Origin of the sequence: Kineosporia mesophila (assembly GCF_021129235.1) — a bacterium.
GTDB lineage: Bacteria > Actinomycetota > Actinomycetes > Actinomycetales > Kineosporiaceae > Kineosporia > Kineosporia mesophila.
On the sequence record NZ_JAJOMA010000021.1, the window covers coordinates 63392 to 85266 of the forward strand.

Here is a 21875-nt window from a genome sequence, read left to right on the forward strand (position 1 = left end):
AGACTGGGGGCCATGTGGGGCGACCGCGGCCTGCGCCGGGTTCCGTTGCTCCGGTTCGACGAGGAGGGCCTCGTCGACCGGGGTCGCATCTGGCTGCTCGAACTGGCCCACGTCGTCCTGGCCGTGCCCTGCATGGTCTTCTTCGTCTTCATCGTGGTGGGCTGGCCGACCGCGACGGTGCTGGCCGGGCTCCTGCTGCTCTACCTGGCCGTGCCGGCGGCGGCACAGCTCGGCCGCCTGCACCGTTACCTGGCCGGTGCGGCGCTGCGTCAGCCGGTCGAGGTGCCCGACTACAAACAGTCGAAACTGACCGGTCTGGCCGCGGTCTGGTCCCGTCCGTGGACCTGGCTGCAAGACTCGCGGCGCTGGCTCGACCTGGCCTTCATGGCGTTCGCCTCGACCGGTGGCTTCGTGATGTCGCTCGTCGTGGTCAGCCTGCCGGCCGGGGTGATCGCCCACGTGGTGCTCGCCCTGGTTTTCAGGAACCCCTGGTGGCTGCTGCCGATCTCGCTCGAGATGGCCCTGTGGTGGATCCTCACCCCGGTGCTGTCGATGGTGCGGGCCATCACCACCCTGGCCATGTACGGCAACACGCTCACGGCCCAGCTGGAACGGCGCGTCGCGGCGGTGGCGGAGTCGCGGGCCGAGTCGATCGACCACTCGGCCGCCGAGATCCGGCGCATCGAACGTGACCTGCACGACGGCGCCCAGGCCCGCATCGTCTCGCTGGGGATGAACATCGGCCTGGCGGAACAGCTTCTGCACCGCAATCCGGAGGCCGCCGCGGCGTTGCTGGCCGAGGCCCGGCAGGCGACCACCGATGCGCTCGAAGACCTGCGCGGCGTGGTGCGCAGCATCCACCCGCCGGTGCTGGCCGACCGGGGGCTGACGGGGGCGGTCGAGGCCCTCGCGGTGCAGCTCGCGCTGCCGGTCAGGCTGTCGGCCGACCTGCCCGGGCCGATTCCGGCCCCGATCGAGACCGCGGTCTACTTCGCCATTGCCGAGGCCCTGGCCAACGTGGTGAAACACGCTGGTGCCCAGCGGGCCTGGGTCACCCTCGCGCTCCGGGAGGGTCGGCTCCGAGCAGAAATTGGGGACGACGGGGTCGGCGGGGCCGTTCTGGGTTCCGGTTCCGGGCTGGCCGGGGTGGCCCGGCGGCTGCGCGCGTTCGACGGCACACTGGTGATCGACAGCCCCGCCGGGGGCCCGACAAGCGTCATCGTGGAGGTGCCGTGCGCGTCGTCATAGCCGAGGATCTGGCCTTGCTGCGCGACGGGCTGATCCGGCTGTTCGAGGCGCACGACTTCGAAGTGGTCACGGCCGTCGACAACGCCCAGACCCTGCTGCAGGAGCTGGAGACGAAAGACGCCGACATCGCCGTGCTCGACGTGCGGCTGCCGCCCAGCTTCACCAACGAGGGGCTGATGGCGGCCGTCGAGATCCGGCGCCGGCGGCCGTCGTTCCCGGTGCTGGTGCTGAGCCAGTACGTGGAGCAGCTCTACGCCAAGGAACTGCTCGCCTCCGGCCAGGGCGCCATCGGCTACCTGCTGAAAGACCGCATCACCGATGTGAAGGCGTTCGTCGAGGCGGTGCAGCAGGTGGCCGACGGCGGCACGGTGCTCGACCCGCAGGTGGTGTCGAGCATCCTGAGCCGGGCCCAGCGTGAGGCACCGCTGGAGCGCCTCACCGAGCGCGAGCGGGAGGTACTGGCGCTGATGGCCCAGGGCCGGTCCAACGCCGCGATCGCCGCCCGGCTGTTCGTGTCGGAGAAGGCCGTGGGCAAGCACACCAACAGCATCTTCACCAAGCTGGACCTGCCCCTGGCCGCGGACGACAACCGCCGGGTGCTGGCGGTTCTCGCCTACCTGCACGCCGACTGACGGAGCCGGGCGACGAACGGGATGTGCAGGTTGCCGGCGGCCGGGTAGAGCTTCAGCATTCGGTCTGGCCTCTTCGCCGGGCCCACCGCATGCCCGGGCTCAGGCGATCTGCTCGCCGACTGCCCCGGCCGGGGCGGGCAGCACCACGCGGCCACCGGCGGCGAGACGATCCTTCAGCCGGAGTGCGGGCTTCTCCACCAGGAACCACGAGAAGACGGTCAGCGCCACGGTCACCGAGATCTCGAGGGAGTGCTGCACCAGGTGCGGGTACCCCTGGTGCTGAATGATCATGAAGACCGGGAAGTGGTACAGGTAGAGGCCGTACGAGACCATCCCGACCGCGACGAACGGTTTCAGCGAGAGCAGGCGCACCATCGCCCCGTCGGTGCGGGTGACCAGGTGGTGCACGACCATCGCGCTGAGCAGCGCGGCCAGCGGCAGACGCCAGTGGTAGGTGTTGGCGGCCTCGATGTACGAGGTGGCGAACAGCGCCGCCAGGCCCAGCACGCCCACCCAGGCCACGGTCTCGGACCGGTGCACCAGGGTCTCGCGGTTCTGGAGCAGCACGGCCATCAGGCTGCCGAGCAGCAGGCCGTCACAGTGCGAGGTGGTGGCGTAGTAGACCCAGAGCGTGGTGTCCGAGTGCTGCACACTCAGCCAGCGGGTGATGATGACGACCACGATCAGGGCGGCCAGGCCGAAGGCCGGCGCCTTGCGGCGCTTCACCAGCACAGCGATCAGCACCACCGGCCAGATCAGGTAGAACTGCTCCTCGATCGACAGCGACCAGGTGTGCGTCCAGATCCCGGTTCCCTCGTTCACCCACACGTTCGCCCAGTTCGCCACGTACAGAAGCACGCTCAGCACCGCCACCAACGGGTTGATCGTGAGGTCGTAGTGCATCCCCGTCACCGCGAACGGCAGGGTGATGACCAGCATGAACACCAGCGGCGGCAGCAGGCGCAGCCCCCGGCGCAGGTAGAACTGCCGCAGGTCGATCCGGCCCGTGCGCGTCCACTCCCGCAGCAGCAGGGCCGTGATCAGGTACCCACTGATGACGAAGAAGACGTCCACCCCGAGGAAGCCCCCGTGCGCGGCCGGTGAGGTGTGGAAGGCCATCACGGCCAGCACGGCGAAGGCCCGCAGGCCGTCGAGCGCGGGGCGACGCGACATCTGGGTCCTCGAGATCACTGGGCTGATCGGGAATCTTCTGACTCCCCGCCACAAGTGTGTACTCCTTCATCACCGGATCCAGAAGCAGATTCACCGGTGATTTCGACGGGAGTCACGGGTTCGGCCCAGTGCTGTCACACCGTCGTGACTACCTCGAACTGCTGGTCACGACCGGCCATCAAGGCCTTCCGGAAGATCACCGTGATGAACGATCGAGAGGCGCTGGGTCGGCCGGGTCAGGGCGACGTACAGATCGCTGGCCCCACGCCGCGAGGCGGCGATGATGCCCGCCGGGTCGACCACGGTGACCGCGTCGTACTCCAGCCCCTTCACGTCGTCGACGCTGAGCACCGACACCCGCTCGGCCGGCACCGCGAACTCCGGCGCCAGCAGCGACTTACGCACCCGCTCGGAAACCTCGCCGTTCACGGCCTCCCTCGACAGGATCACCGCGAACTGGCCGCCGCCGAGCGCCTTGTCGTCGGCGGTCAGGGCCTCGAGCACAGCCTGGACGAGCTCGTCGGTGGTGCGGCCGACCCGGAACCGGGACGGGTCCCAGTCGCCCTCACGGGCCGACTCGGGCAGCCGCACGCTGATGCCCTCGGTGGTCAGCATGGCCGCCGCCGGGCGCATGATCTTGGCCGGCGTGCGGTAGTTCACGGTCAGCTCGGCCACCCGCCAGCGGTCTTTGGCAATGGTGTCCAGCGCCTCGGCCCAGGTGGTGGCGCCGGCCGCGGAGCTGGTCTGGGCCAGGTCGCCGACCACCGTCATCGACCGGGTCGGCACCCGGCGGGCCAGCGTGCGCCAGAACATCGGCGAGACCTCCTGGGCCTCGTCCACCACGACGTGCCCGTAGGTCCAGGTGCGGTCGTCGCGCGCCCGCTCGGCGACGGTCAGGCTGCCGCCCGGGCCCTCGAACCGGTCGGCCAGCATGTCGGCCGTCATCATCGCCGACGCCTCACCGGACATCTGCAGAACGCCCTGGGCGTAGCGCACCGCCTCGGCACGCTCGGCCGCCGCACGGGCCCGTTCCCGGGCCGCGGTGGCGCTCACCGTCACGTCGGCCCCGATCAGCTCGGCGACCTCGTCGAGCAGCGGCATGTCGGCCTGGGTCCACGGGCTGCCGGACTCGCGCAGCAGCAGCCGCGACTCGGCCTTCGAGAGCTTGCCCTCGGCCGCCGCCCGCAGCCGGGCCGGGCTGGAGAACAGCTTGTCGAGGAACGACTCGGCCGACAGCGGCATCCAGCGCAGGTTGATCTCACGCCGCACGTCGATGCTGTCGCGCAGCTCGGGGATCAGGTCCTGCCGGGTCTCCGGGTCGTTCTCCAGGCGCCGGGACCGGGCCAGCTGTCCGGCCAGGTCGTCGAGCAGGTGCTTCACGAACGTGTTGCGGGCCTCGTTGTGCGGCCGGCCGTTCTGCCGGGCCCGCGAGCGCGCCTCGGCCACAGCGGCCGGGCGCAAGGTGATCTGGTCACCGTCGAGGCTCATCGGGATCGGTTTCGGCAGCAGCAGCTGACGCTGGCGCACCGCCTCCCGGATCACCCGGGCCATCCGCAGGTCGCCCTTGAGCACGGCCACCTCGGGCCGGTCGACCTTGGTCGCCTCGACGCCCGGGAAGATCTGGCCCGGGGTGGAGAGCACCACGCCGGTCTCTCCCAGCGACGGCAGCACCCGCTCGATGTATCGCAGGAACACCGGGGACGGGCCGACCACCAGCACACCGCTCTTCGCGATGCGCTCCCGGTGGGTGTAGAGCAGGTAGGCCGCGCGGTGCAGGGCGACCGCGGTCTTGCCGGTACCCGGACCACCCTGCACGACCAGCACCCCGGTCAGCGGGGCGCGGACGATCTCGTCCTGCTCGGACTGCAGGGTGGCGACGATGTCGCGCATCTTGCCGGTGCGGTGCTCGGTGAGCGCCGTCATCAGAGCGCCGTCACCGGTCACGGTGGTCAGGTCGTCGGCGTTCAGGCCGGACGCGTCGAGCAGCTCGTCGTCGATACCCGTCACCGTGCGACCGCGCGTGGCCAGGTGCCGACGGCGCGCCACACCACTCGGCGAAGCGGCCGTGGCCTGGTAGAACGCCGCCGCGGCGGGTGCCCGCCAGTCGACCAGGAGCTGGAGCTGCGCCTCGTCGGACATGCCGATGCGACCCACGTAGCGGCGCTCACCGCCGGTCATGTCGAGACGGCCGAACACCAGCCGGTCCTCGACCGCGCCGAGCTGGGCCAGGCGCTCCGTGTGCAGGGCGTCGAAGGCATCCTTCTCGGCCCGGCCGGCCGGGGTGTTCGACGACGACGACCTGCGCAGGTCGTCGAGGGTCATCTCGGCCCGGGACCGGATGTCGTCGAGGCGCCCGTAGAGCACGTCAACGTAGGACTGCTCCTGTGACACCTCACGTTCGGTGGCATTCTGCGTTCCACCGGCGGCATCGCCCACGCCGTCGACTCCCATGTTCGTCATCCCACCTGTTCGCCCACTGCTCACCGTGCGGGGCGCCCCGGCGTCCGGTGCCCCGACCTGCCCCTGGCAGGCCTTTGGTTTCATTCCGCGCTGTTATCCCTGCTGCACCGAGTCACCGCGGACCGGTCGTGACCTTTCACGCCCGGCACGTCGGTACCGGTGTGGGTCATCGTCCCGGCCCACCGACACGGCCCTCAGGTGCTGCCACCACTCCTCCGTCGCCGTGGTCGGCGACAAAGGGACTTACAAGTATGGCCTCTCAGACGACCTCGCGCTGGCCCTCCGCCACGCGGTTCTCCGTGACCCACCCGTCGATCTGGCGCCACCACTCGTAGAGCCAGGCGATGCGCTGCTCCCGATCCTGCGGGACGCTACCCGCCGGGACCTGCCACCAGCGCATTTTCAGGTCGATGTGGACCGGCAGGGCGTCCCACACGTCGGCCACGGTGAGCAGGTGATCAGTGCCGGTGTGCGCCACCCACACCACGTCGGCCTCGGGCGCGTTCTCCAGCACCGCGAGCACGCCGCCGGGCCGGGGCGGCAGCACGTACCGCATGGCCTCGGCCTTCGCGGCCTCGGCCATCAGCCCGCGCCGGCGCAGCCGGGCGATGGCCCGGGCGCGGCGCCGCTGGGTGAAGTTGCCACCTTCGGGGAAGAGGACGAGGGCGTCGTCGTGATCGAGCCGCCGGGCCAGCTCACCGATCTGGGTCTCGGCGTCGGGGCCGGCGGCCGGGTCGATCGTGGCCTTGCCCGGCGCACCGGACCGGATGAACCGGGTCGGCAGGCGGTTCAGCACGATGTCGATCGCCGGGTCCCACTGAAGCGTGTCCTTGAGCACGATGCGCGGTTCCCGGTCGTACCAGTTCATCAGGGCGTGGACCAGGAGGAACGAGTCGCCCGGGCCGGCGTGGCGGCTGAACACGATCAGGGGTTTGTCGCGGTAGGCCTCGGGGATCGGGCCCTCCACCCGCACCTGTACGTGCAGCACGTGGTTGACCAGCCAGAAGATCCAGCGCAGGAAGGTGCGCACGCAGACGTAGTGCCGGCGCTCATGCTTCGGCTCGCGCACCCGGCGGCCGAACCCGGCCGCCACCCACAGGTAGGCGAGCACGAACAGGGCCACGCCCTCGGCGGCCAGGTATCCGATCACCAGGGCGGTGATGCGGAACAGGCGGCCCTTCCGGCCGGGCCCGGCGAACCCGGCGATCGCCGCGATCAGCAGGGTGGCCGGGGAGGTGACCACGGCGAACAGGCTGATGACGAGCATCAGCGGAACCAGGAACAGACGGCGGACCCAGTACGGGGGAAGCATGTGTCAGTCCTGTCCGGCCGGGAGTGTCTCCAGGTAGGTGCGCGAGGCCTGGTAAGCCTCGTCGATGCGCATGCGGACGCGCTGGGTGTTGCGGTAGCGCAGGTTCGCGCTCGGGCTCACCACGGCACCGGCCGGCATCACCCGCACGGTGACGCCATCGGGCACGGCGGCCATGTCGGCGGCGAACCGGTGCCGGCGGGCGATCTCGAAGGCCACGGTCGCGACCTCCCAGGGCCGGGTGGGCACCTTCAGCGGCTGCTCGATGCGGCCCACGTGCAGGACGAAGATCTCGGTGGCGCCGAGCGCGACGGCCCGGCCCACCGGCAGGCTGTTGACCAGGCCACCGTCGAGGTAGTGCTCACCGTTGATCTGAACCGGCCCGAACATGCCCGGCACCGCGCACGACGCGGCCACCGCGGCCGCCACCGGGCCCTGGGTGAACCAGGTCTCGGCCGCCCGCTCGATGCTGGAGGCGCAGCACTGGAACGGCACGGCCAGGTCTTCGATGCCGATCGGCCCGAGCCGGCGCTCGATCAGCGCGCGCAGCGGCTCGATCGAGTGCAGGTGAGTGCCCGTACTGGCCGCCACCCGCAGTCGCTGGAGCGGGCCGGAGAAAAGCTCCCGGCCGCCCAGCGACTCCCAGGTCTCCACCAGTTCGTCCACGCAGTCGAGCGTCGGATCGGCCGCCAGCACGGCGCCGTTGATCGCGCCGACGCTGGTGCCGAGGACGAGGTCGGGACGGTGCCCGGCCTCCATCACGGCGCGGAGCATGCCCACCTCGCTGGCCCCGAGCATGCCCCCGCCACCGAACACGAATGCGGTCTTGCCCATACCTGCCTGTTACCCCTCTTGGGCTGCCGGGACCCGCAGACCGTACGCCATATCGGTCATTCCAGCGTGCCGAGGTCGGCCACCGTCTGCTGATCGAGACCGCAGACCTCGCCCAGCAGCCCGAAGGCCGGGTGGTGATGGAGCACCGTGAGGTCGTGCTCCAGCGCCGTCGCGGCGACGAGCAGATCCCGCGGCCGCACCGGTGGCCCCGCCCACCGGCCGAGCCGGGCCTGCAGCCGCAGGGCTCGCTCGCCCACGGCGGGCCCGAACGGCACCGAGCGGTACGCCCGCTGCCGGTCGGCCCGCATCGCGCGGTAGACCTGCGGCGTGGCGGCCGTGCCCAGCGCCTCCAGGTCGAGCACCGGGCAGGTGTAGAGCACCCCGGCCGTCAGCATCGGCCGCAGCCGGGCCGCCACCTCCTTGTGGTGCGCCAGGCCGATCGCACTGCTGTCGAGCAGCCATCCCACGTTCATTCCCCTCCCCCGATCTGCACCGTCTGCATCGCCGGACCCGTCGGCCCGGTCGACCCGGCCGGCCCGGCGCCCCCAGCCGGCCCGGACAGCCCGGACAGCCCGGCGAACTGACCGGACTCGTACCGTTCGATCTCCGCGGCGACCGCACGCCGCTGATTGCGATCGCGGATGAGCTCGGCGAGAGCCTGATCGACCACCGCCGCACCCTCCGCCCCCAGGAGTCTCGCGGCCTGCCGGAGCAGTGCCAGATCGACCCCCTCGACCGTGATCGTCGTAGTCAGCCGGGCCCCCTCGGAGGCTGGCGGCTGACCCCCCTCCCTCTCTCTGCTCATATCCCCATAATGCAACCCACCACCGACAATTTCGCCGATCGTCCCGGGCCTGCCCCGTCGTCGCAGGTCAGGCGCCCGACCCGAAGACGGACCGGGCGCCGGCAGCCGCCCGCACCGCCCGGGCAACGGCCTCGTCCGCCATTTCGCCCCTCACCCGCACTTTCCCGAGATTCTGCCAAGAACCATTGCCGCGCTTCACTTCTGGTCGGACCGATCTCCCGAGCGCTCGGCCCCGATCCCGGCCGCCACCACGAACCCCACCCCGAGGGCGGCGGACCAGCCGGGCACCTGGCCCAGCACCAGCAGGCCGATCACCGTGGCGACGGCGGGTTCCAGGCTCATCAGCGTGCCGAACGCCGCCGCGGTCAGCCGGCGCAGGGCGAGCAGTTCCAGCGTGAACGGCACCACCGGCACCATCAGGGCCAGGAAAAGACCGTGCAGCAGAAGGTTTCCGTCCAGACCGGCATCCTTCAGGCCGGGGCCGGCCACGGCCGTGGCGACCAGGCCGGCCACGGGCATCGAGATGCCCAGACCGCGCAGCCCCGAGACCTCGTCCCCGATCTTCTGGGTGAGCAGGATGTAGGCCGCCCAGCAGCCGGCCGCACACAGGGCGAGGGCGACCCCTCCCGGGTGCACGCCACCAGCCCACGGCTGCGTCAGCAGCAGCACCCCGGTCAGCGCCAACACCGGCAGCAGGCGGGCCCGGCCCTGACCGCGGAACACCGCCACCCCCAGGGGCCCGAGGAATTCCAGGGCGCTGGCCGGGCCCAGCGGCAGGTACTGCAGCGAGGCCATGAACAGCATCGTCACGCCCGCCGTCACCACCCCGAGCAGCGTGGCGGCGAGCAGGGCGGACCGACTCAGGCGGCCCGGCCGCGGCCGGACCAGAACCGCGAACAGCAGCCCGGCCCAGCCCAGTCGCAACCAGGCCGTGGTCAGGGCACCGACCTCGTCGAGCAGAGGCACGGCGACGGCCAGGCCGAGCTGGACGCTGACGATGGCACCGGCCGCCATCAGGGTGCCGGTGCGTGCGGAGGAGATGGGCCGGGTCAGAGTCGTTGCACTCACGCAGGTCATCTGAACGCCAGAGCATCGTTCCCGTCCACGTGCCGGTCATGGACATACCGTTCAGAAATCCCGAACAATGCCGCGATGGAGACCCGCCGCCTGGAACTGCTGCTCGAGCTCTCCCGGCAGGGCTCGATGCGGGGTGTGGCGGACGAACTCGGCATCACCACCTCCACCGTCTCGCAGCAGATAGCGGTGCTGGCCAGGGAAGTCGGCGTACCGCTGATCGAGCCGGACGGGCGGCGGGTGCGACTCACCCCGGCCGGGCGGCGCCTGGCCGGGCACGCGATGACGATCCTGGCCGCGGTCGAGGCCGCCCGGGCCGATCTCGACCCGACGACCGAACCCGCGGGCACGGTACGGGTCAGCGGTTTCGCCACGGCGATCCGGCGGGCACTGCTGCCGATCGTGACGCAGCTGGCGCAGACCCATCCGGGCGTGCGGTTGCTCATTCACGAGTACGAGCCCGTCGAAGGGCTGGCCTCGGTGCTCGCGGACGAGGTCGATCTGGCCCTGACCTACGACTACAACCTGGCCCCGCGGGCCCAGGACCCGTCCCTGAGATTCTTTCCGTTGTGGTCCGCGCCGTGGTCCATCGGTGTACCCGAGCGCCTGTCGCAGTCCGCCGGACCAACGTCCACGATGACTATGGACGTCCTGGCCGGCGAGGCCTGGATCGTCAACTCCCGTAACCCGGCCGACGAGGACGCCGTGCGAACCCTGGCGTCGATGGCCGGTTTCGAGCCCCGTATCAGCCACCAGGCCGACAGCCTGGAGCTGGTGGAGGATCTGATCCTCGCCGGGCAGGGCATCGGGCTGCTGCCCGCCGACCGCCGCACCCGCCCCGGAGTGACCCTGTTGCCCCTGCGCGACCCGGAGGTACGCCTGCGCGCCTATGCCGTCACGCGGCTGGGCCGGGCCGAATGGCCGCCCCTGGCCTTGCTGCTCCATCTGCTGGATTCCGTCAAAACGCCTAATTAGGGCGGCTTTGCGTTACTCAAGTGACTGGAGTGACTGACTCTCGCCAGTAATCGCTAGATCGTGCAGACTGCCGGACCTGACCGGTTGACGCCGGGTAGCCTGATCCGTCATGGAGGGGGCGGGAATGAAGAAAATAGGGTGGCACGAAGCGAGGTTGATCCCGACCACGGGAATCAACTCACAGGTGGAGCAGGAGCGCCGGGCGACAGCCGCGCTGCTGGCCACCATGACCGCGGTGGAACGGTTCGGGCGCGCACTGACGGAGCCTCTCGAGGCACCGGCGGGCACGATCGAAACCTTCACCGAGGTGCCGTTCTCGAGCGGTGACAACGAATGCCTGCCGCACGGCGTGATCCGCGTGAGCGACGGCGGCACGCTCTGGACGGCTCTGGTCGAGGTGAGCACGGGCCCTCGGCCGCTGCGTAGTTCCCGGCTGGAGGCCTATCTCGACCTGGCCACCGAGCACGACATCGACGCACTGCTGACGATCAGCAACGAGATACCCCCGGTGGCCGGGCAGCACCCCACCACGGTGGCCAAGGAGAAGCTCGGCGCAGTTCCCATGCTGCACTTCCCGTGGAGCACGATCGTGGCCGAGGCGGTGGTGGAGCGCGAAGAGTGCTCCGGCGAAGACCCTTCCACCGCCTGGGTTCTCGGCGAACTGATCCATTACCTGGAACATCCCCGGTCGGGAGCTCTGCTGTTCGAGATCACCGACGACGCACCCACGACGTATCTACCCCGCATCGACACTGCCCCGGAGCGCGAGCTGAACCCGGTGGCCGACCTTCCCGCACCCCGCGGGCCGGTGCGTAGGGAGATCCGGATCGCCCTACGCGAAGACCCTGAACCCGAACCGCCGGGTGAGCCCGGCTGGTACCGCGACCAGGAACAGCAGGAGAACGCCGACCGGATGCGCTGGTGGGACGGCAGCACCTGGACCGAGCACGTCTACCGCCTGCCAGCGGCCCCCGAGAACGAGAAGGTCGACAATTAGGGCCGGTCCTGAAGCAGTTCGATGTCGAGGCGGGTCTGGAGTTCGGCCGGCGTGATGCCGAAGGTCTCCCGCACCCGAACTCCGCCCTCCTCGATCTCGAACACCCCGAGTTCCGTGTACACCCGGCTCACGCACCGCAGTCCGGTGAGCGGATAGGTGCATTCCGGAACCAGTTTCGGGGTTCCGTCGCGGGTGAACAGCGTCATCATCACGAACACCTGCTTGGCCCCGATGGCCAGATCCATCGCGCCGCCCACGGCCGGGATCGCCCCTGGCTCACCGGTGTGCCAGTTGGCCAGGTCGCCACGGGCCGACACCTGGAACGCCCCGAGCACACACACGTCGAGGTGGCCGCCACGCATCATGGCGAAACTGTCGGCGTGGTGGAAGTACACGGCCCCGGGCGGCTGTGTCACCGGCACCTTGCCGGCGTTGATCAGGTCCGGGTCGATCTCGTCGCCGACGGCGGCCCGGCCCATGCCCAGCATGCCGTTCTCGGTGTGCAGCACCACCCCGCGGTCCGGCGCCAAGTGGTCGGCCACCATGGTCGGCTGCCCGATGCCGAGGTTCACATAGGCACCGTGCGGGATGTCCCGGGCGACGGTCGCGGCCAGTTCGGCCTTGCTCAGGCTCATCGGATCTCCACTACCCGGTCGACGAAAATGCCCGGTGTGACCACGGCTTCCGGGTCGAGGTCGCCGGTCGGCACGATCTCGCCGACCTGCACGACCGTCGTGGTCGCGGCCGTGGCCATCACCGGGCCGAAGTTGCGCGCGGTCTTGCGGTAGACCAGGTTGCCCATCCGGTCGGAGCGGTGCGCCTTGATCAGGGCGATGTCACCGCGGATCGGATACTCCAGCACGTACTGGCGACCGTCGATCGTCCGTTGCTCCTTGCCCTCGGCCAGCGGTGTACCCACGCCGGTCGGACCGAAGAAGGCACCGATCCCGGCTCCGGCCGCGCGCATCCGCTCGGCCAGGTTTCCCTGCGGCACCACCTCGAGCTCGATCTTGCCCGCGCGGTAGAGCTCGTCGAACACCCAGGAGTCGCTCTGCCGCGGGAATGAGCAGACCATCTTGCGCACCTGCCCGGCGGTCAGCAGTGCGGCCAGGCCGAAGTCACCGTTACCAGCGTTGTTGCTGACCACGGTCAGGTCGCGGGCACCGAGCCGGCGCAGGGCGTCGATCAGTTCCACCGGCTGCCCGGCCGAGCCGAAGCCACCGACGAGAATCGTCGACCCATCGGTGATTCCGGCCACCGCAGCATCGGCGGAATCGTAGAACCCGGCCATCAGGCGACGTTCTCCAGCACCACGGCCAGCGCCTGACCGACGCCGATACAGATGGCCGCCACACCCCAGCGCTCATTCCGCTCGGCCAGCACGGCCGCCAGGTTCCCGATCAGCCGGCCGCCGGACGCACCCAGCGGATGACCGATCGCGATCGCCCCACCCCGCACATTGACGATCTCCGGGTCGGCCTTCCAGGCGTCGACACAGGCCAGGGCCTGGACCGCGAAGGCCTCGTTCAGCTCGACCGCTCCGACGTCTCCCCAGCCGATACCGGCCCGCTGCAAAGCTTTCTGTGCCGCGGCCACCGGTGCGAAGCCGAATTCCGGCGGATCGCAGGCATGTGCCGCCCGCCCGGCGATGCGGGCCCGCGGTGCCAGCCCGAGCAGATCCGCAGCCGCCGCCGACCCGACCAGAACGGCGGACGCGCCGTCGTTCAGCGGGGAGGCATTGGCCGCGGTGATCGTGCCGTCGGGGCGGAAGACGGGTTTCAGCGAGGCAAGTTTCTCAGGAGTGGACGAGGCCCGGATGCCCTCGTCCTTCGTCAGCCCGGCCACGGGCGTCACCAGTTCGTCGTAGAAGCCATCGTCCCAGGCCTGCTGGGCAAGCTGGTGCGAGCGCAGCGCGAACTCGTCCTGCCGTTCCCGACTGATCGAGAAGCGTTCCCGCAGCTGCTCGTTCGCCTCCCCCAGCGACACCGTCCATTCGTCGGGCAGCTTCTCGTTGACCAGACGCCACCCCAGGGTGGTGGAAACCAGCGAAGCGTCGAGCGCGGGTGCCGGTTTCATCAGGACCCAGGGCGCCCGCGTCATCGATTCCACGCCGCCCGCGACCACCACGTCCGCGTCACCGGTCTCGATCGAGCGCGAGGCCGAGATCACCGCGTCCAGGCCGGACCCGCACAGCCGGTTCACCGTGGTGGCCGGCACCGAGGTCGGCAGCCCGGCGAGCAACCCGGCCATCCGGGCCACATTGCGGTTCTCCTCACCCGCGCCGTTGGCGTTGCCCAGCACGATCTCGTCGATCCGCGCCGGATCCAGAGCCGGAGCGCCGCCGGCCAGAGCCTTGACCACGTGAGCGGCGAGGTCATCGGGGCGGCTGTCGGCGAGCGCGCCGTTGAACCGCCCGAACGGTGTGCGCAGGGCTTGGTAGACGTACGCGGCGGGCATTCGTCGACTCCCGGTGTTCGCTGGGCGAACGCATGTGCGTTCCAAGAACAGAGTAGCGCCTGGTGACCTGTGGGGAAGAGCGGCAGTGGCCGTCGGGGCACACCAGCGGAGGACGCCAGTGCTCACCAACGAGGTCCGGCCGGCCGGAACGCTCCGGCAGACCAGGTCGGGGAAGTCCGTGCGCGGTGGGCACCCGAAACTTCCCCACTGATGGACGACGGGTGTCCGGCCGCGGCCGGCGAACGTTCGCGGGTCGTCGCCCGTGGCACACGAACCACCCCCGGAGTGGGGCTGCCTCTTCGGCGCCGGCGCATGGCTGGGAGCAGCGCGGGAGACGTGTACATCCGGTACCAGGTGAACCATGTGTACACATGGCGAAGGGCTTAGCCGGGGAGGCCGGCCGTGGCACGAGCGACTCACCGGTGGGTCAGGTGGGTCAGGTGGGTCAGGTGGGTCAGGTGGGTCAGGTGGGTCAGGTGCGCAGGTGCGCAGGTGCACCAGGTGAGCCAGGTGAGCCAGGTGAGCCAGGTGAGCCAGGTGAGCCAGGTGAGCCAGGTGAGCCAGGTGAGCCAGGTGCGCAGGTGGTTCAGGTGAGCCAGGTGCGCAGGTGGGTCAGGTGCATACGGCTGTTGCCAAGGGCCTCAGTGGTTACGTACCAGCACCTGGGACAGGTCCGCGCTGATTTCCCGGGCGCAGGTCCGGAGGGGTTCCAGGAGCTCGGCCAGGATCTCCTCGACGCTGCGGCGGGTGGTGGTGGAGATGTTCACCGCCGCGATCACCTCGCCGGACGGCGCGAGCACCGGCGCGGCGACCGATCGCAGGCCAGGCTCCAGTTCCTCGTCGACCAGGCACCAGCCCTGGTCCCGGACCTGGGAGAGCTGGGACCGGAGCTGACCCGCGTCCACAATTGTGTGACTGGTGAGACTCGCCAACGGGACCCGCGAGAGATACGCATCCACCCACTCGGCCGGCCGCCCGGCCAGCAGCACGCGACCCATCGACGTGGCGTAGGCCGGGAACCGGGTGCCGATGCCGATCGCGACGGTCATGATGCGGCGCCGCTCCACGCGGGCGACGTAGACGATGTCGTCGCCGTCGAGTTCGGACAGCGAGCTCGACTCCTCACAGGTCGCGGTGAGGTCGGACAGGTGCGGTCGCGCGAGGACGGGCAACGGGGACGAGGCCAGATAAGCCCCTCCCAGTTCCAGCACCCGGGGTGTGAGGGTGAACCGGGAGTCCCGCATGCGCACGTAGCCGAGGTCTTCCAGCGTGTGCAGAATGCGGCGGGCGGTGGCGCGGGAGGTACCGGACCGGCGGGCGACGTCGGACAGCGTGAGGTCGGCGTGATCGGCGTCGAAGCAACGGATCACGGCGAGCCCCCGGGTGAGCGACTGCAGGCTCTCGGCGCGTGGGCCCGGATCCGTCATGGTCGAAGACTTTAGGGCCCCCGTACGCTGCGGGTATGAGGGGTGGGATCCGACAGGTGGCGTCATTTGCCAGCAGCACGGCCGATGACGGTGACTACGCGCGGCCCGGGCCGTCCGCGCGGCAGCTGCGGTGGGACGTGATCACCGGTCTGCTGCTGACCGCGGGCATGGTGCTCAGCGCCTTCCTGTACCGCAGCATCTCGAGCGACGACGACGATCTGATGAAGATCTCGATCCTGGAGTCGGTGCTCTGGTCGTTCGCCGTGGGGCTGCCGCTCTGCCTGCGCCGCCGGTATCCGCTACCGGTGCTGCTGGTGGTGTCGGTCGCGTTCATCGGGATGCAGTCGCGGGCGATCATCGAGGGCACGATGAGCTCGATCGCGTTGTTCTGCACGCTCTACACGGCCGGGGCCTGGGGACGTGACCGGCGCCTCACGAACGCCGCCCGCACGATCGTCGTGGTGGTGATGTTCTGCTGGCTGGCTTATGCGATCAGTGCCACGGCCTGGGCCGGGAACGACGACCACCAGGGCGAGGGACCGATCCCCGCGCATCTGGCGACTGTTCTCTACACCACCCTGTTCAACGTCCTCTTCTTCGCCGCCGCCTGGTATTTCGGCGACGCCTCGTGGAAGCAGGAGCGGCAGCGGGAGCAGCTGCACGAGCGCACGCTGGAGCTGGCCCGCGAGCGCGACGAGAGCGCACGCCGGGCCGTGCTGGCCGAAAGAGTCCGTATTGCAAGAGAACTGCACGACGTGGTGGCTCATCACGTGAGCCTGATGGGCGTGCAGGCGGGGGCCGCGCGGCGGGTGCTCGACCGCGACCCGGAACTCACCCGCCGGACGCTCGGTGTGATCGAGGAGTCGGGACGTTCCGCCGTGGAGGAGATGCGCCGGCTGCTGGTGGTGCTGCGCGACACCGATGAGAAGCCGATGGGGGAGGACAACCCACCACCCCCGGGTGTCGACGACCTGCCGCATCTCCTGGAAAACGCCGTGTCACCAGGTCTGGCAACGCATTTCACCGTGGTTGGGACACCCGTGCCGCTGACCGTGGCGGTCTCGGTGTCGGTCTACCGGATCGCGCAGGAGGCCCTGACGAACGCCCTGAAGCACGCCGGGGCCAGCCGGATCGACGCCCGGTTGCGGTACCTGGCCGAGGCGGTCGAGGTGGAGGTCGTCGACGACGGACGAGGTGTGGGGTCTTCCGGCAGTCAGGGCTCGGGGCTCGGCCAGGTCGGCATGCGCGAGCGGGTGGAGGTGCACGGCGGCACCCTCGACCTGGGCCGTCGTCCCGATGGCGGTTACCGGGTGCGCGCCCGGCTGCCGCTGGTCAGAACCATGAACGAGGAGATGGCGGGCAAGTGACCGGGTCGATCAGAGTGCTGCTGGCAGACGATCAGGAGCTGATGCGGGCGGGGTTCCGGATGATCCTGTCCAGCGAGCCCGGTCTGGAGGTGGTGGCGGAGGCCTCGAACGGTGCCGAGGCGATCGCCCGGGCCGCGGAGAACACGCCCGACGTCATCCTGATGGACGTGCAGATGCCGGGCACCGACGGGATCACCGCCACCCGGGAGATCGTCAGGACGTCGGCCGCGAAGGTCGTCATCCTCACCACCTTCGACCGGGAGGACTACCTGTTCGGGGCGTTGCAGGCGGGCGCGGCCGGGTTCCTGCTGAAGAACTCCACCCCGGAAGACCTGATCCACGCCATCCGCATCGTGGCCCGGGGCGATGCCATGCTGGCCCCCGAGCTGACCCGCCGGGTGCTCGACCGATTCACCGTCAATCCGGGGTCCGTGCAGCGCCCGGCCCGGCTCGACCAGCTGACCGATCGGGAGTGGGACATCCTGCGGCTCCTGGCCGCCGGGTCGAGCAACGCCGAGATCGCGACCGCGTTGTTCGTCGGCGAGGCCACCGTGAAGACCCACGTGTCCCGGGTGCTGGCCAAGCTCGGCGTGCGTGACCGGGTGCAGGCCGTGGTGTTCGCCTACGAGAGCGGTGTGGTGACCCCCGGGGACCGTTGAGGGTCCGTCGCAAGGGGGACCCGGCCGGTCCCTCGCGCGCCGGACGACGGGTGATCCGGTGAGCGCCTAGCGTCGGTGGAGTCAGCAGAACCACCACGAAGGAGCGCGGATCATGCTTGAGCTGGACGGCATCAGTCGTTCGTTCGACGGCCGCCGGGTCCTGGACGGCATCTCGTTCACCGTCGAGCCGGGCCGGCTCACCGGGTTCGTCGGCTCGAACGGCGCCGGCAAGACCACCACCATGCGGATCGTGCTGGGCATTCTCGCCCCCGACGCCGGCACGGTGAGCTGGAAGGGGCAGCCCGTCGACCGGGAGGCCCGCCGCGGGTTCGGCTACATGCCCGAGGAGCGCGGTCTCTATCCCAAGATGAACCCTCTCGACCAGCTGATCTTCCTGGCCCGCCTGCACGGTGTGGACGCGGGTGCGGCCCGGCGCAAGGCCACCGACCTGCTGGAGCAGCTCGGTCTGGGCGACCGGCTGACCGACAAGCTGGAATCGCTGTCGCTGGGCAACCAGCAGCGCGTGCAGGTGGCCGCGGCCCTGATCCACGAACCGGCGCTGCTGGTGCTGGACGAGCCGTTCAGCGGTCTCGACCCGATCACCGTGGACACGATGACCACGATCCTGCGCACCAGCGCCGCGACCGGCGTGCCGGTGCTCTTCTCCAGCCATCAGCTCGACCTGGTCGAGCGGATCTGCGACGACCTGGTGATCATCTCCGGCGGCGGTGTGGTGGCACGCGGCACGGTCGAGGCGCTGCGGCACGAGCGGGCGGGTGCCCGTTTCCGTCTGGTGCTGGGTGAGGACGCGGGCTGGCTGCGGGACGTCGACGGCATCCAGGTGCTCGACGTGGACGGGCCGAAGGCCCTGGTCGAGCTGCCCGACGTGTCGCACGACCAGCAACTGCTGTCCGTGGCCCTGAACCACGGGCCGGTCCACGAGTTCAGCCGGGTCATCCCCGCCCTGGCCGACATCTATCGGGAGGTGTCCCAGTGATCGAGACCATTCGCCTGATCGCGGCCCGGGAGATCACGACCAAGCTCCGCGACCGGGCCTTCCTCATCTCCACCGGGGTGATGCTGCTGATCGTGGTCGGCTCGGTGGTGGTGCCGCTGCTGCTGAACGGCGACGACGGGCATCCGAAGTTCCGCCTCGCGGTGGCCGGGTCGAGCGCGACCACGATCGGCGAGACCGCGAAGACCGTCGGGGCCGCCGCGATCACCGCTGCCGACGTGCAGGAGAAGGCCGACGACCAGGCCGGCGAGGACGGCCTGCCGCTGGTCACCCGCGCCGCCGAGACCGGGGTGCCGGCAGCCGACCTGACCCTGGTGAACGCGGACTCGGCCGACGCGGCGACCGCCCTGGTGCGGAGCGAGGACGCGGACGCCGCCCTGGTCGAGACGGCCGACGGCACGCTCGAGGTGATCGGCCGCGACGAGGTCGACAGCGACCTGAGCACGCTGATTACCGTGGCCGCGCAGGCCGACGAGACCCGCGCGGTGCTGACCGAGGCCGGGGTCGGTGACGACGTGCTGACCCAGTTGCAGAGCACCCGGCCGCCGGGTGAGCGCCTGCTGGAGCCCGGCTCCCCGAACGAGGGCGTCGCCACCGTGCTCAGCTTCGCCTTCGCCGGCCTGTTCTACTTCACCGCCATCGTCTTCGGCCTGACCATCGCGCAGAGCGTGGTGGAGGAGAAGCAGAGCCGGGTGATCGAGATCCTGGTCGCGGCCACCCCGGTGCGGCTGCTACTGGCGGGCAAGATCGTGGGTAACGCGGTGCTCGCCCTGGGCCAGGTGGCCCTGCTGCTGGCGATCGGCCTGGCGGCGGCCAGCGCGACCGGGCAGGGGGCCGCGGCGAGTCTGCTGCTCAGCTCGGGCGGCTGGTTCCTGCTCTTCTTCGCCCTCGGCTTCGTGATGCTGAGCTGTGCCTGGGCCGCCGCGGGCTCCCTGGCCGCGCGGCAGGAAGACCTCCAGTCGACCACGATGCCCCTGCAGATGGCCCTGATCATCCCCTTCTTTCTAGCCTTTTCGTTCACCGATCCCGGTACGGGCCTGAAAGTTCTTTCCTACGTGCCCTTCACCTCACCGATGAGCATGCCCCGGCGGCTGCTGATCGAGGACGCGTCGTGGTGGGAGGCCCTGATCTCGCTCGGCATCATCGCCGCCACCGGAGCGCTCCTCATCGTTCTCGCCGCCCGCCTCTACGAGGGATCGCTGCTGCGCACCGGCACGAAGACCTCGATCGCCGCGGCCTGGAAGAGGGAGAAGCAGACCTCCGCGTAAGCCTCGCACACCACCGAGCCCCGTCACTGAATGCTTTCACCGGCCAGTGGCGGGGTTCGCTGCTGCCACCGGGGCTGCAAGTTCGTGCAGCATCGACGCAAGGTCTTGCAACCGGGTTTGCCCACGTCAGAGCGATGTGAAGAGCGTCACCGATTCATCTGTCCGGACAGGTTCACAACACCTGTCCGGACAGGTACGGTGGAGAAGACCCCGCGGACAACGACGTTCCGGCTACCGCCCGTAACATCAGAACGTCGTTCTCATGTTGCCGGGGCGGGCCGGGGCGCTGTCTGTTCCAGGCGTGATTCACACCCACGAGGAAGGCAGCCCCGTGACGACATTCCAGAACGACGCCATCACCCTCCCCGAGGCCCCGACCAGGCATCCCGGTCTGCTGGCCTGGGTCTCGCAGACAGCTGAACTGACCACTCCGGAGCGTGTGGTGTGGATCGACGGGTCGGCCCAGCAGCATCGGGAGATCATCGACGATCTCGTTGCCGCAGGAACTTTCGTGAAACTGGCGAAGAAGCCGAACTCGTACTGGTGCGCCTCCGACCCCACCGACGTGGCCCGGGTCGAAGACCGCACCTTCATCTGCTCGGTCGACGAGGCCGACGCCGGCCCGACGAACAACTGGATGGACCCGGGCGAGATGCGGACCATCCTGAAAGACCTGTACCGCGGCTGCATGAAGGGCCGCACGATGTACGTGATTCCTTTTGTGATGGGACATCTCGACGCCGAGAAACCGATGTTCGGCGTGGAGATCACCGACTCGCCCTATGTCGTGGTCTCGATGAACGTGATGGCCAAGACCGGCACCCGGGTGCTCGAGAAAATGGGCCCGTCGGCGGACTACGTGCCGGCGATGCATTCGATCGGCGCCCCGCTGGAGCCCGGCCAGGCGGATGTGGCCTGGCCCTGCAACGACACCAAGTACATCGTGCAGTTCCCGCAGAGCCGCGAGATCCAGTCGTTCGGTTCGGGATACGGCGGCAACGCTCTGCTCGGCAAGAAGTGCTACTCGCTGCGCATCGCCTCGGCGATGGCCCGCGACGAGGGCTGGCTGGCCGAGCACATGCTGATCCTCAAGCTCACCTCACCCTCGAACGTGGTGAAGTACATCGCCGCCGCGTTCCCGAGTGCCTGCGGCAAGACCAATCTGGCGATGCTCGAACCGACCGTCCCCGGCTGGAAGGTCGAGACGCTGGGCGACGACATCGCCTGGATGCGCTTCGGCCACGACGGCCGGCTCTATGCCACGAATCCCGAGAACGGCCTGTTCGGAGTCGCTCCCGGCACCGGCTGGGACACCAACCCGAACGCGATGCGGGCGATCGAGGCGGGCGGATCGGTGTTCACCAACGTGGCACTGACCGACGACGGTGACATCTGGTGGGAGGGCATGACCCCGCAACCGCCCGCCCACCTCACCGACTGGCACGGCAACGACTGGACTCCCTCGTCCGAAAATCCTTCTTCCCATCCGAACTCACGGTTCTGCACCCCGATCCGCAACTGCCCGATCCTCGCCGACGAGTACGACGACCCGGCCGGTGTGCCGATCTCGGCCATCCTCTTCGGCGGGCGCCGCAAGACCACGATCCCGCTGGTCACACAGTCGCGGGACTGGGCCCACGGCACGTTCATGGGCGCGACCCTGAGCTCCGAGACCACCGCCGCCGCGACCGGCGCCGTCGGCGTGGTGCGCCGCGACCCGATGGCCATGCTGCCGTTCATCGGCTACAACGCCGGCGACTACTTCCAGCACTGGATCGACATGGGCAAGGGCGCCGACGCCGACAAGATGCCGAAGATCTTCTATGTCAACTGGTTCCGGCGTGACGAGGACGGCGGCTTCCTCTGGCCGGGCTACGGCGAGAACGGTCGCGTGCTGAAGTGGGTGGTGGAACGACTCGAGGGCCAGGTCGCCGCCGTCGAGACCCCGATCGGCCACGTGCCGGCGCCAGGCACGCTCGACATCAGCGGCCTCGATCTCGACGAGGGCCGGCTGGAGCAGGCCGTGCGCGTCGACCCGGACGAGTGGAAGGCCGAGATTCCGCTGATCGAGGAGTGGTTCGACAAGATCGGGGAGAAGATGCCGACCACCCTGATCACCGAGCTGAACGACCTGAAGGCCCGCCTGGGCGCCGCCTGAAACCTCTTCGTGATCAT

General features: G+C 69.7%; 20 protein-coding genes. 9 read left to right on the top strand and 11 right to left on the bottom strand.

All coding sequences use genetic code 11. The features are described from left to right. The first annotated feature begins 12 nt into the window (after window positions 1–12). Entirely contained in the window at window positions 13–1248 is a 1236-nt protein-coding gene (locus tag LR393_RS25780) for a sensor histidine kinase (protein WP_231487299.1), read from the top strand. After that, window positions 1233–1880, top strand: coding sequence for a response regulator (locus LR393_RS25785; protein WP_231487300.1), 648 nt, complete (start codon window positions 1233–1235; stop codon window positions 1878–1880). Before LR393_RS25780 ends, LR393_RS25785 begins: the two co-directional genes overlap by 16 nt. A 99-nt stretch (window positions 1881–1979) precedes the next feature. Here LR393_RS25785 and LR393_RS25790 read toward each other — a convergent pair whose 3' ends face one another. From LR393_RS25790 to LR393_RS25820, 7 genes are all read right to left on the bottom strand, one after another. After that, complete coding sequence (locus LR393_RS25790) at window positions 1980–3053, bottom strand: acyltransferase family protein (RefSeq protein WP_231487301.1); 1074 nt, start codon at window positions 3051–3053, stop codon at window positions 1980–1982. A 165-nt stretch (window positions 3054–3218) separates the two neighbouring features. After that, a complete protein-coding gene (locus LR393_RS25795; RefSeq protein WP_231487302.1) occupies window positions 3219–5513 on the bottom strand; it encodes a HelD family protein in 2295 nt (764 codons plus the stop codon). A 259-nt stretch (window positions 5514–5772) separates the two neighbouring features. Continuing rightward, complete coding sequence (locus LR393_RS25800) at window positions 5773–6825, bottom strand: 1-acyl-sn-glycerol-3-phosphate acyltransferase (RefSeq protein WP_231487303.1); 1053 nt, start codon at window positions 6823–6825, stop codon at window positions 5773–5775. Between the two features lie 3 nt (window positions 6826–6828). Then, window positions 6829–7656: a patatin-like phospholipase family protein gene (locus LR393_RS25805; RefSeq protein WP_231487304.1), complete on the bottom strand. Its 828-nt coding sequence runs from the start codon at window positions 7654–7656 to the stop codon at window positions 6829–6831. Window positions 7657–7712: 56 nt separating this feature from the next. Continuing rightward, window positions 7713–8129 carry a PIN domain-containing protein gene (locus LR393_RS25810; protein ID WP_231487305.1) on the bottom strand — a complete coding sequence of 139 codons (417 nt, stop codon included), beginning with the start codon at window positions 8127–8129 and terminating at the stop codon, window positions 7713–7715. Next, window positions 8126–8461, bottom strand: a complete 336-nt coding sequence (locus LR393_RS25815) for a hypothetical protein (RefSeq protein WP_231487306.1) — start codon at window positions 8459–8461, stop codon at window positions 8126–8128. The genes LR393_RS25810 and LR393_RS25815 overlap by 4 nt, the downstream gene beginning before the upstream one ends. Window positions 8462–8656: 195 nt before the next feature. After that, entirely contained in the window at window positions 8657–9538 is an 882-nt protein-coding gene (locus tag LR393_RS25820; RefSeq protein WP_407937354.1) for an EamA family transporter, read from the bottom strand. Window positions 9539–9613: 75 nt separating this feature from the next. Here LR393_RS25820 and LR393_RS25825 point away from each other — a divergent pair, with 75 nt between their 5' ends. Together LR393_RS25825 and LR393_RS36665 are read left to right on the top strand one after the other, a co-directional pair. Beyond that, entirely contained in the window at window positions 9614–10510 is an 897-nt protein-coding gene (locus LR393_RS25825; protein ID WP_231487308.1) for a LysR family transcriptional regulator, read from the top strand. Between the two features lie 184 nt (window positions 10511–10694). Further along, window positions 10695–11507 (top strand): DUF2510 domain-containing protein, encoded by an 813-nt coding sequence (locus LR393_RS36665; RefSeq protein WP_231487309.1) that lies wholly within the window; start codon window positions 10695–10697, stop codon window positions 11505–11507. Here LR393_RS36665 and LR393_RS25835 read toward each other — a convergent pair. The 4 genes from LR393_RS25835 to LR393_RS25850 all read right to left on the bottom strand — a co-directional run bounded on the left by LR393_RS25835 (window position 11504) and on the right by LR393_RS25850 (window position 15391). Then, entirely contained in the window at window positions 11504–12142 is a 639-nt protein-coding gene (locus LR393_RS25835; RefSeq protein ID WP_231487310.1) for a 3-oxoacid CoA-transferase subunit B, read from the bottom strand. The genes LR393_RS36665 and LR393_RS25835 overlap by 4 nt on opposite strands. Further along, window positions 12139–12798: a 3-oxoacid CoA-transferase subunit A gene (locus LR393_RS25840; protein WP_231487311.1), complete on the bottom strand. Its 660-nt coding sequence runs from the start codon at window positions 12796–12798 to the stop codon at window positions 12139–12141. The genes LR393_RS25835 and LR393_RS25840 overlap by 4 nt, the downstream gene beginning before the upstream one ends. Beyond that, the gene (locus LR393_RS25845) at window positions 12798–13964 is read right to left on the bottom strand and encodes a thiolase family protein (RefSeq protein ID WP_231487312.1); all 1167 of its coding nucleotides are present in this window, start codon (window positions 13962–13964) and stop codon (window positions 12798–12800) included. Before LR393_RS25845 ends, LR393_RS25840 begins: the two co-directional genes overlap by 1 nt. 641 nt (window positions 13965–14605) lie before the next feature. Further along, window positions 14606–15391 (bottom strand): IclR family transcriptional regulator domain-containing protein, encoded by a 786-nt coding sequence (locus tag LR393_RS25850; RefSeq protein WP_231487313.1) that lies wholly within the window; start codon window positions 15389–15391, stop codon window positions 14606–14608. Window positions 15392–15447: 56 nt separating this feature from the next. Here LR393_RS25850 and LR393_RS25855 point away from each other — a divergent pair, with 56 nt between their 5' ends. From LR393_RS25855 to LR393_RS25875, 5 genes are all read left to right on the top strand, one after another. Further along, entirely contained in the window at window positions 15448–16758 is a 1311-nt protein-coding gene (locus LR393_RS25855) for a sensor histidine kinase (RefSeq protein ID WP_231487314.1), read from the top strand. Further along, window positions 16755–17417, top strand: coding sequence for a response regulator transcription factor (locus tag LR393_RS25860; protein WP_331282986.1), 663 nt, complete (start codon window positions 16755–16757; stop codon window positions 17415–17417). The genes LR393_RS25855 and LR393_RS25860 overlap by 4 nt, the downstream gene beginning before the upstream one ends. A gap of 112 nt (window positions 17418–17529) precedes the next feature. Beyond that, window positions 17530–18414 (top strand): ABC transporter ATP-binding protein, encoded by an 885-nt coding sequence (locus LR393_RS25865; protein WP_231487315.1) that lies wholly within the window; start codon window positions 17530–17532, stop codon window positions 18412–18414. Further along, window positions 18411–19700, top strand: a complete 1290-nt coding sequence (locus LR393_RS25870; RefSeq protein ID WP_231487316.1) for an ABC transporter permease — start codon at window positions 18411–18413, stop codon at window positions 19698–19700. The genes LR393_RS25865 and LR393_RS25870 overlap by 4 nt, the downstream gene beginning before the upstream one ends. Before the next feature lie 262 nt (window positions 19701–19962). Further along, window positions 19963–21858, top strand: a complete 1896-nt coding sequence (locus tag LR393_RS25875; protein ID WP_269327886.1) for a phosphoenolpyruvate carboxykinase (GTP) — start codon at window positions 19963–19965, stop codon at window positions 21856–21858. Window positions 21859–21875: the final 17 nt, after the last annotated feature.

Excerpts from the sequence above, each read along its gene's own strand:
- LR393_RS25840 (WP_231487311.1), bottom strand. The coding sequence starts at position 12,798 with ATGGCCGGGTTCTACGATTCCGCCGATGCTGCGGTGGCCGGAATCACC.
- LR393_RS25825 (WP_231487308.1), top strand. The coding sequence starts at position 9,614 with ATGGAGACCCGCCGCCTGGAACTGCTGCTCGAGCTCTCCCGGCAGGGC.
- LR393_RS25805 (WP_231487304.1), bottom strand. The coding sequence starts at position 7,656 with ATGGGCAAGACCGCATTCGTGTTCGGTGGCGGGGGCATGCTCGGGGCC.
- LR393_RS25835 (WP_231487310.1), bottom strand. The coding sequence starts at position 12,142 with ATGAGCCTGAGCAAGGCCGAACTGGCCGCGACCGTCGCCCGGGACATC.
- LR393_RS25845 (WP_231487312.1), bottom strand. The coding sequence starts at position 13,964 with ATGCCCGCCGCGTACGTCTACCAAGCCCTGCGCACACCGTTCGGGCGG.
- LR393_RS25815 (WP_231487306.1), bottom strand. The coding sequence starts at position 8,461 with ATGAGCAGAGAGAGGGAGGGGGGTCAGCCGCCAGCCTCCGAGGGGGCC.
- LR393_RS25820 (WP_407937354.1), bottom strand. The coding sequence starts at position 9,538 with ATGACCTGCGTGAGTGCAACGACTCTGACCCGGCCCATCTCCTCCGCA.
- LR393_RS25790 (WP_231487301.1), bottom strand. The coding sequence starts at position 3,053 with ATGTCGCGTCGCCCCGCGCTCGACGGCCTGCGGGCCTTCGCCGTGCTG.
- LR393_RS25875 (WP_269327886.1), top strand. The coding sequence starts at position 19,963 with ATGTTGCCGGGGCGGGCCGGGGCGCTGTCTGTTCCAGGCGTGATTCAC.
- LR393_RS25850 (WP_231487313.1), bottom strand. The coding sequence starts at position 15,391 with ATGACGGATCCGGGCCCACGCGCCGAGAGCCTGCAGTCGCTCACCCGG.
- LR393_RS25780 (WP_231487299.1), top strand. The coding sequence starts at position 13 with ATGTGGGGCGACCGCGGCCTGCGCCGGGTTCCGTTGCTCCGGTTCGAC.
- LR393_RS25810 (WP_231487305.1), bottom strand. The coding sequence starts at position 8,129 with ATGAACGTGGGATGGCTGCTCGACAGCAGTGCGATCGGCCTGGCGCAC.
- LR393_RS25795 (WP_231487302.1), bottom strand. The coding sequence starts at position 5,513 with ATGACGAACATGGGAGTCGACGGCGTGGGCGATGCCGCCGGTGGAACG.
- LR393_RS25865 (WP_231487315.1), top strand. The coding sequence starts at position 17,530 with ATGCTTGAGCTGGACGGCATCAGTCGTTCGTTCGACGGCCGCCGGGTC.
- LR393_RS25800 (WP_231487303.1), bottom strand. The coding sequence starts at position 6,825 with ATGCTTCCCCCGTACTGGGTCCGCCGTCTGTTCCTGGTTCCGCTGATG.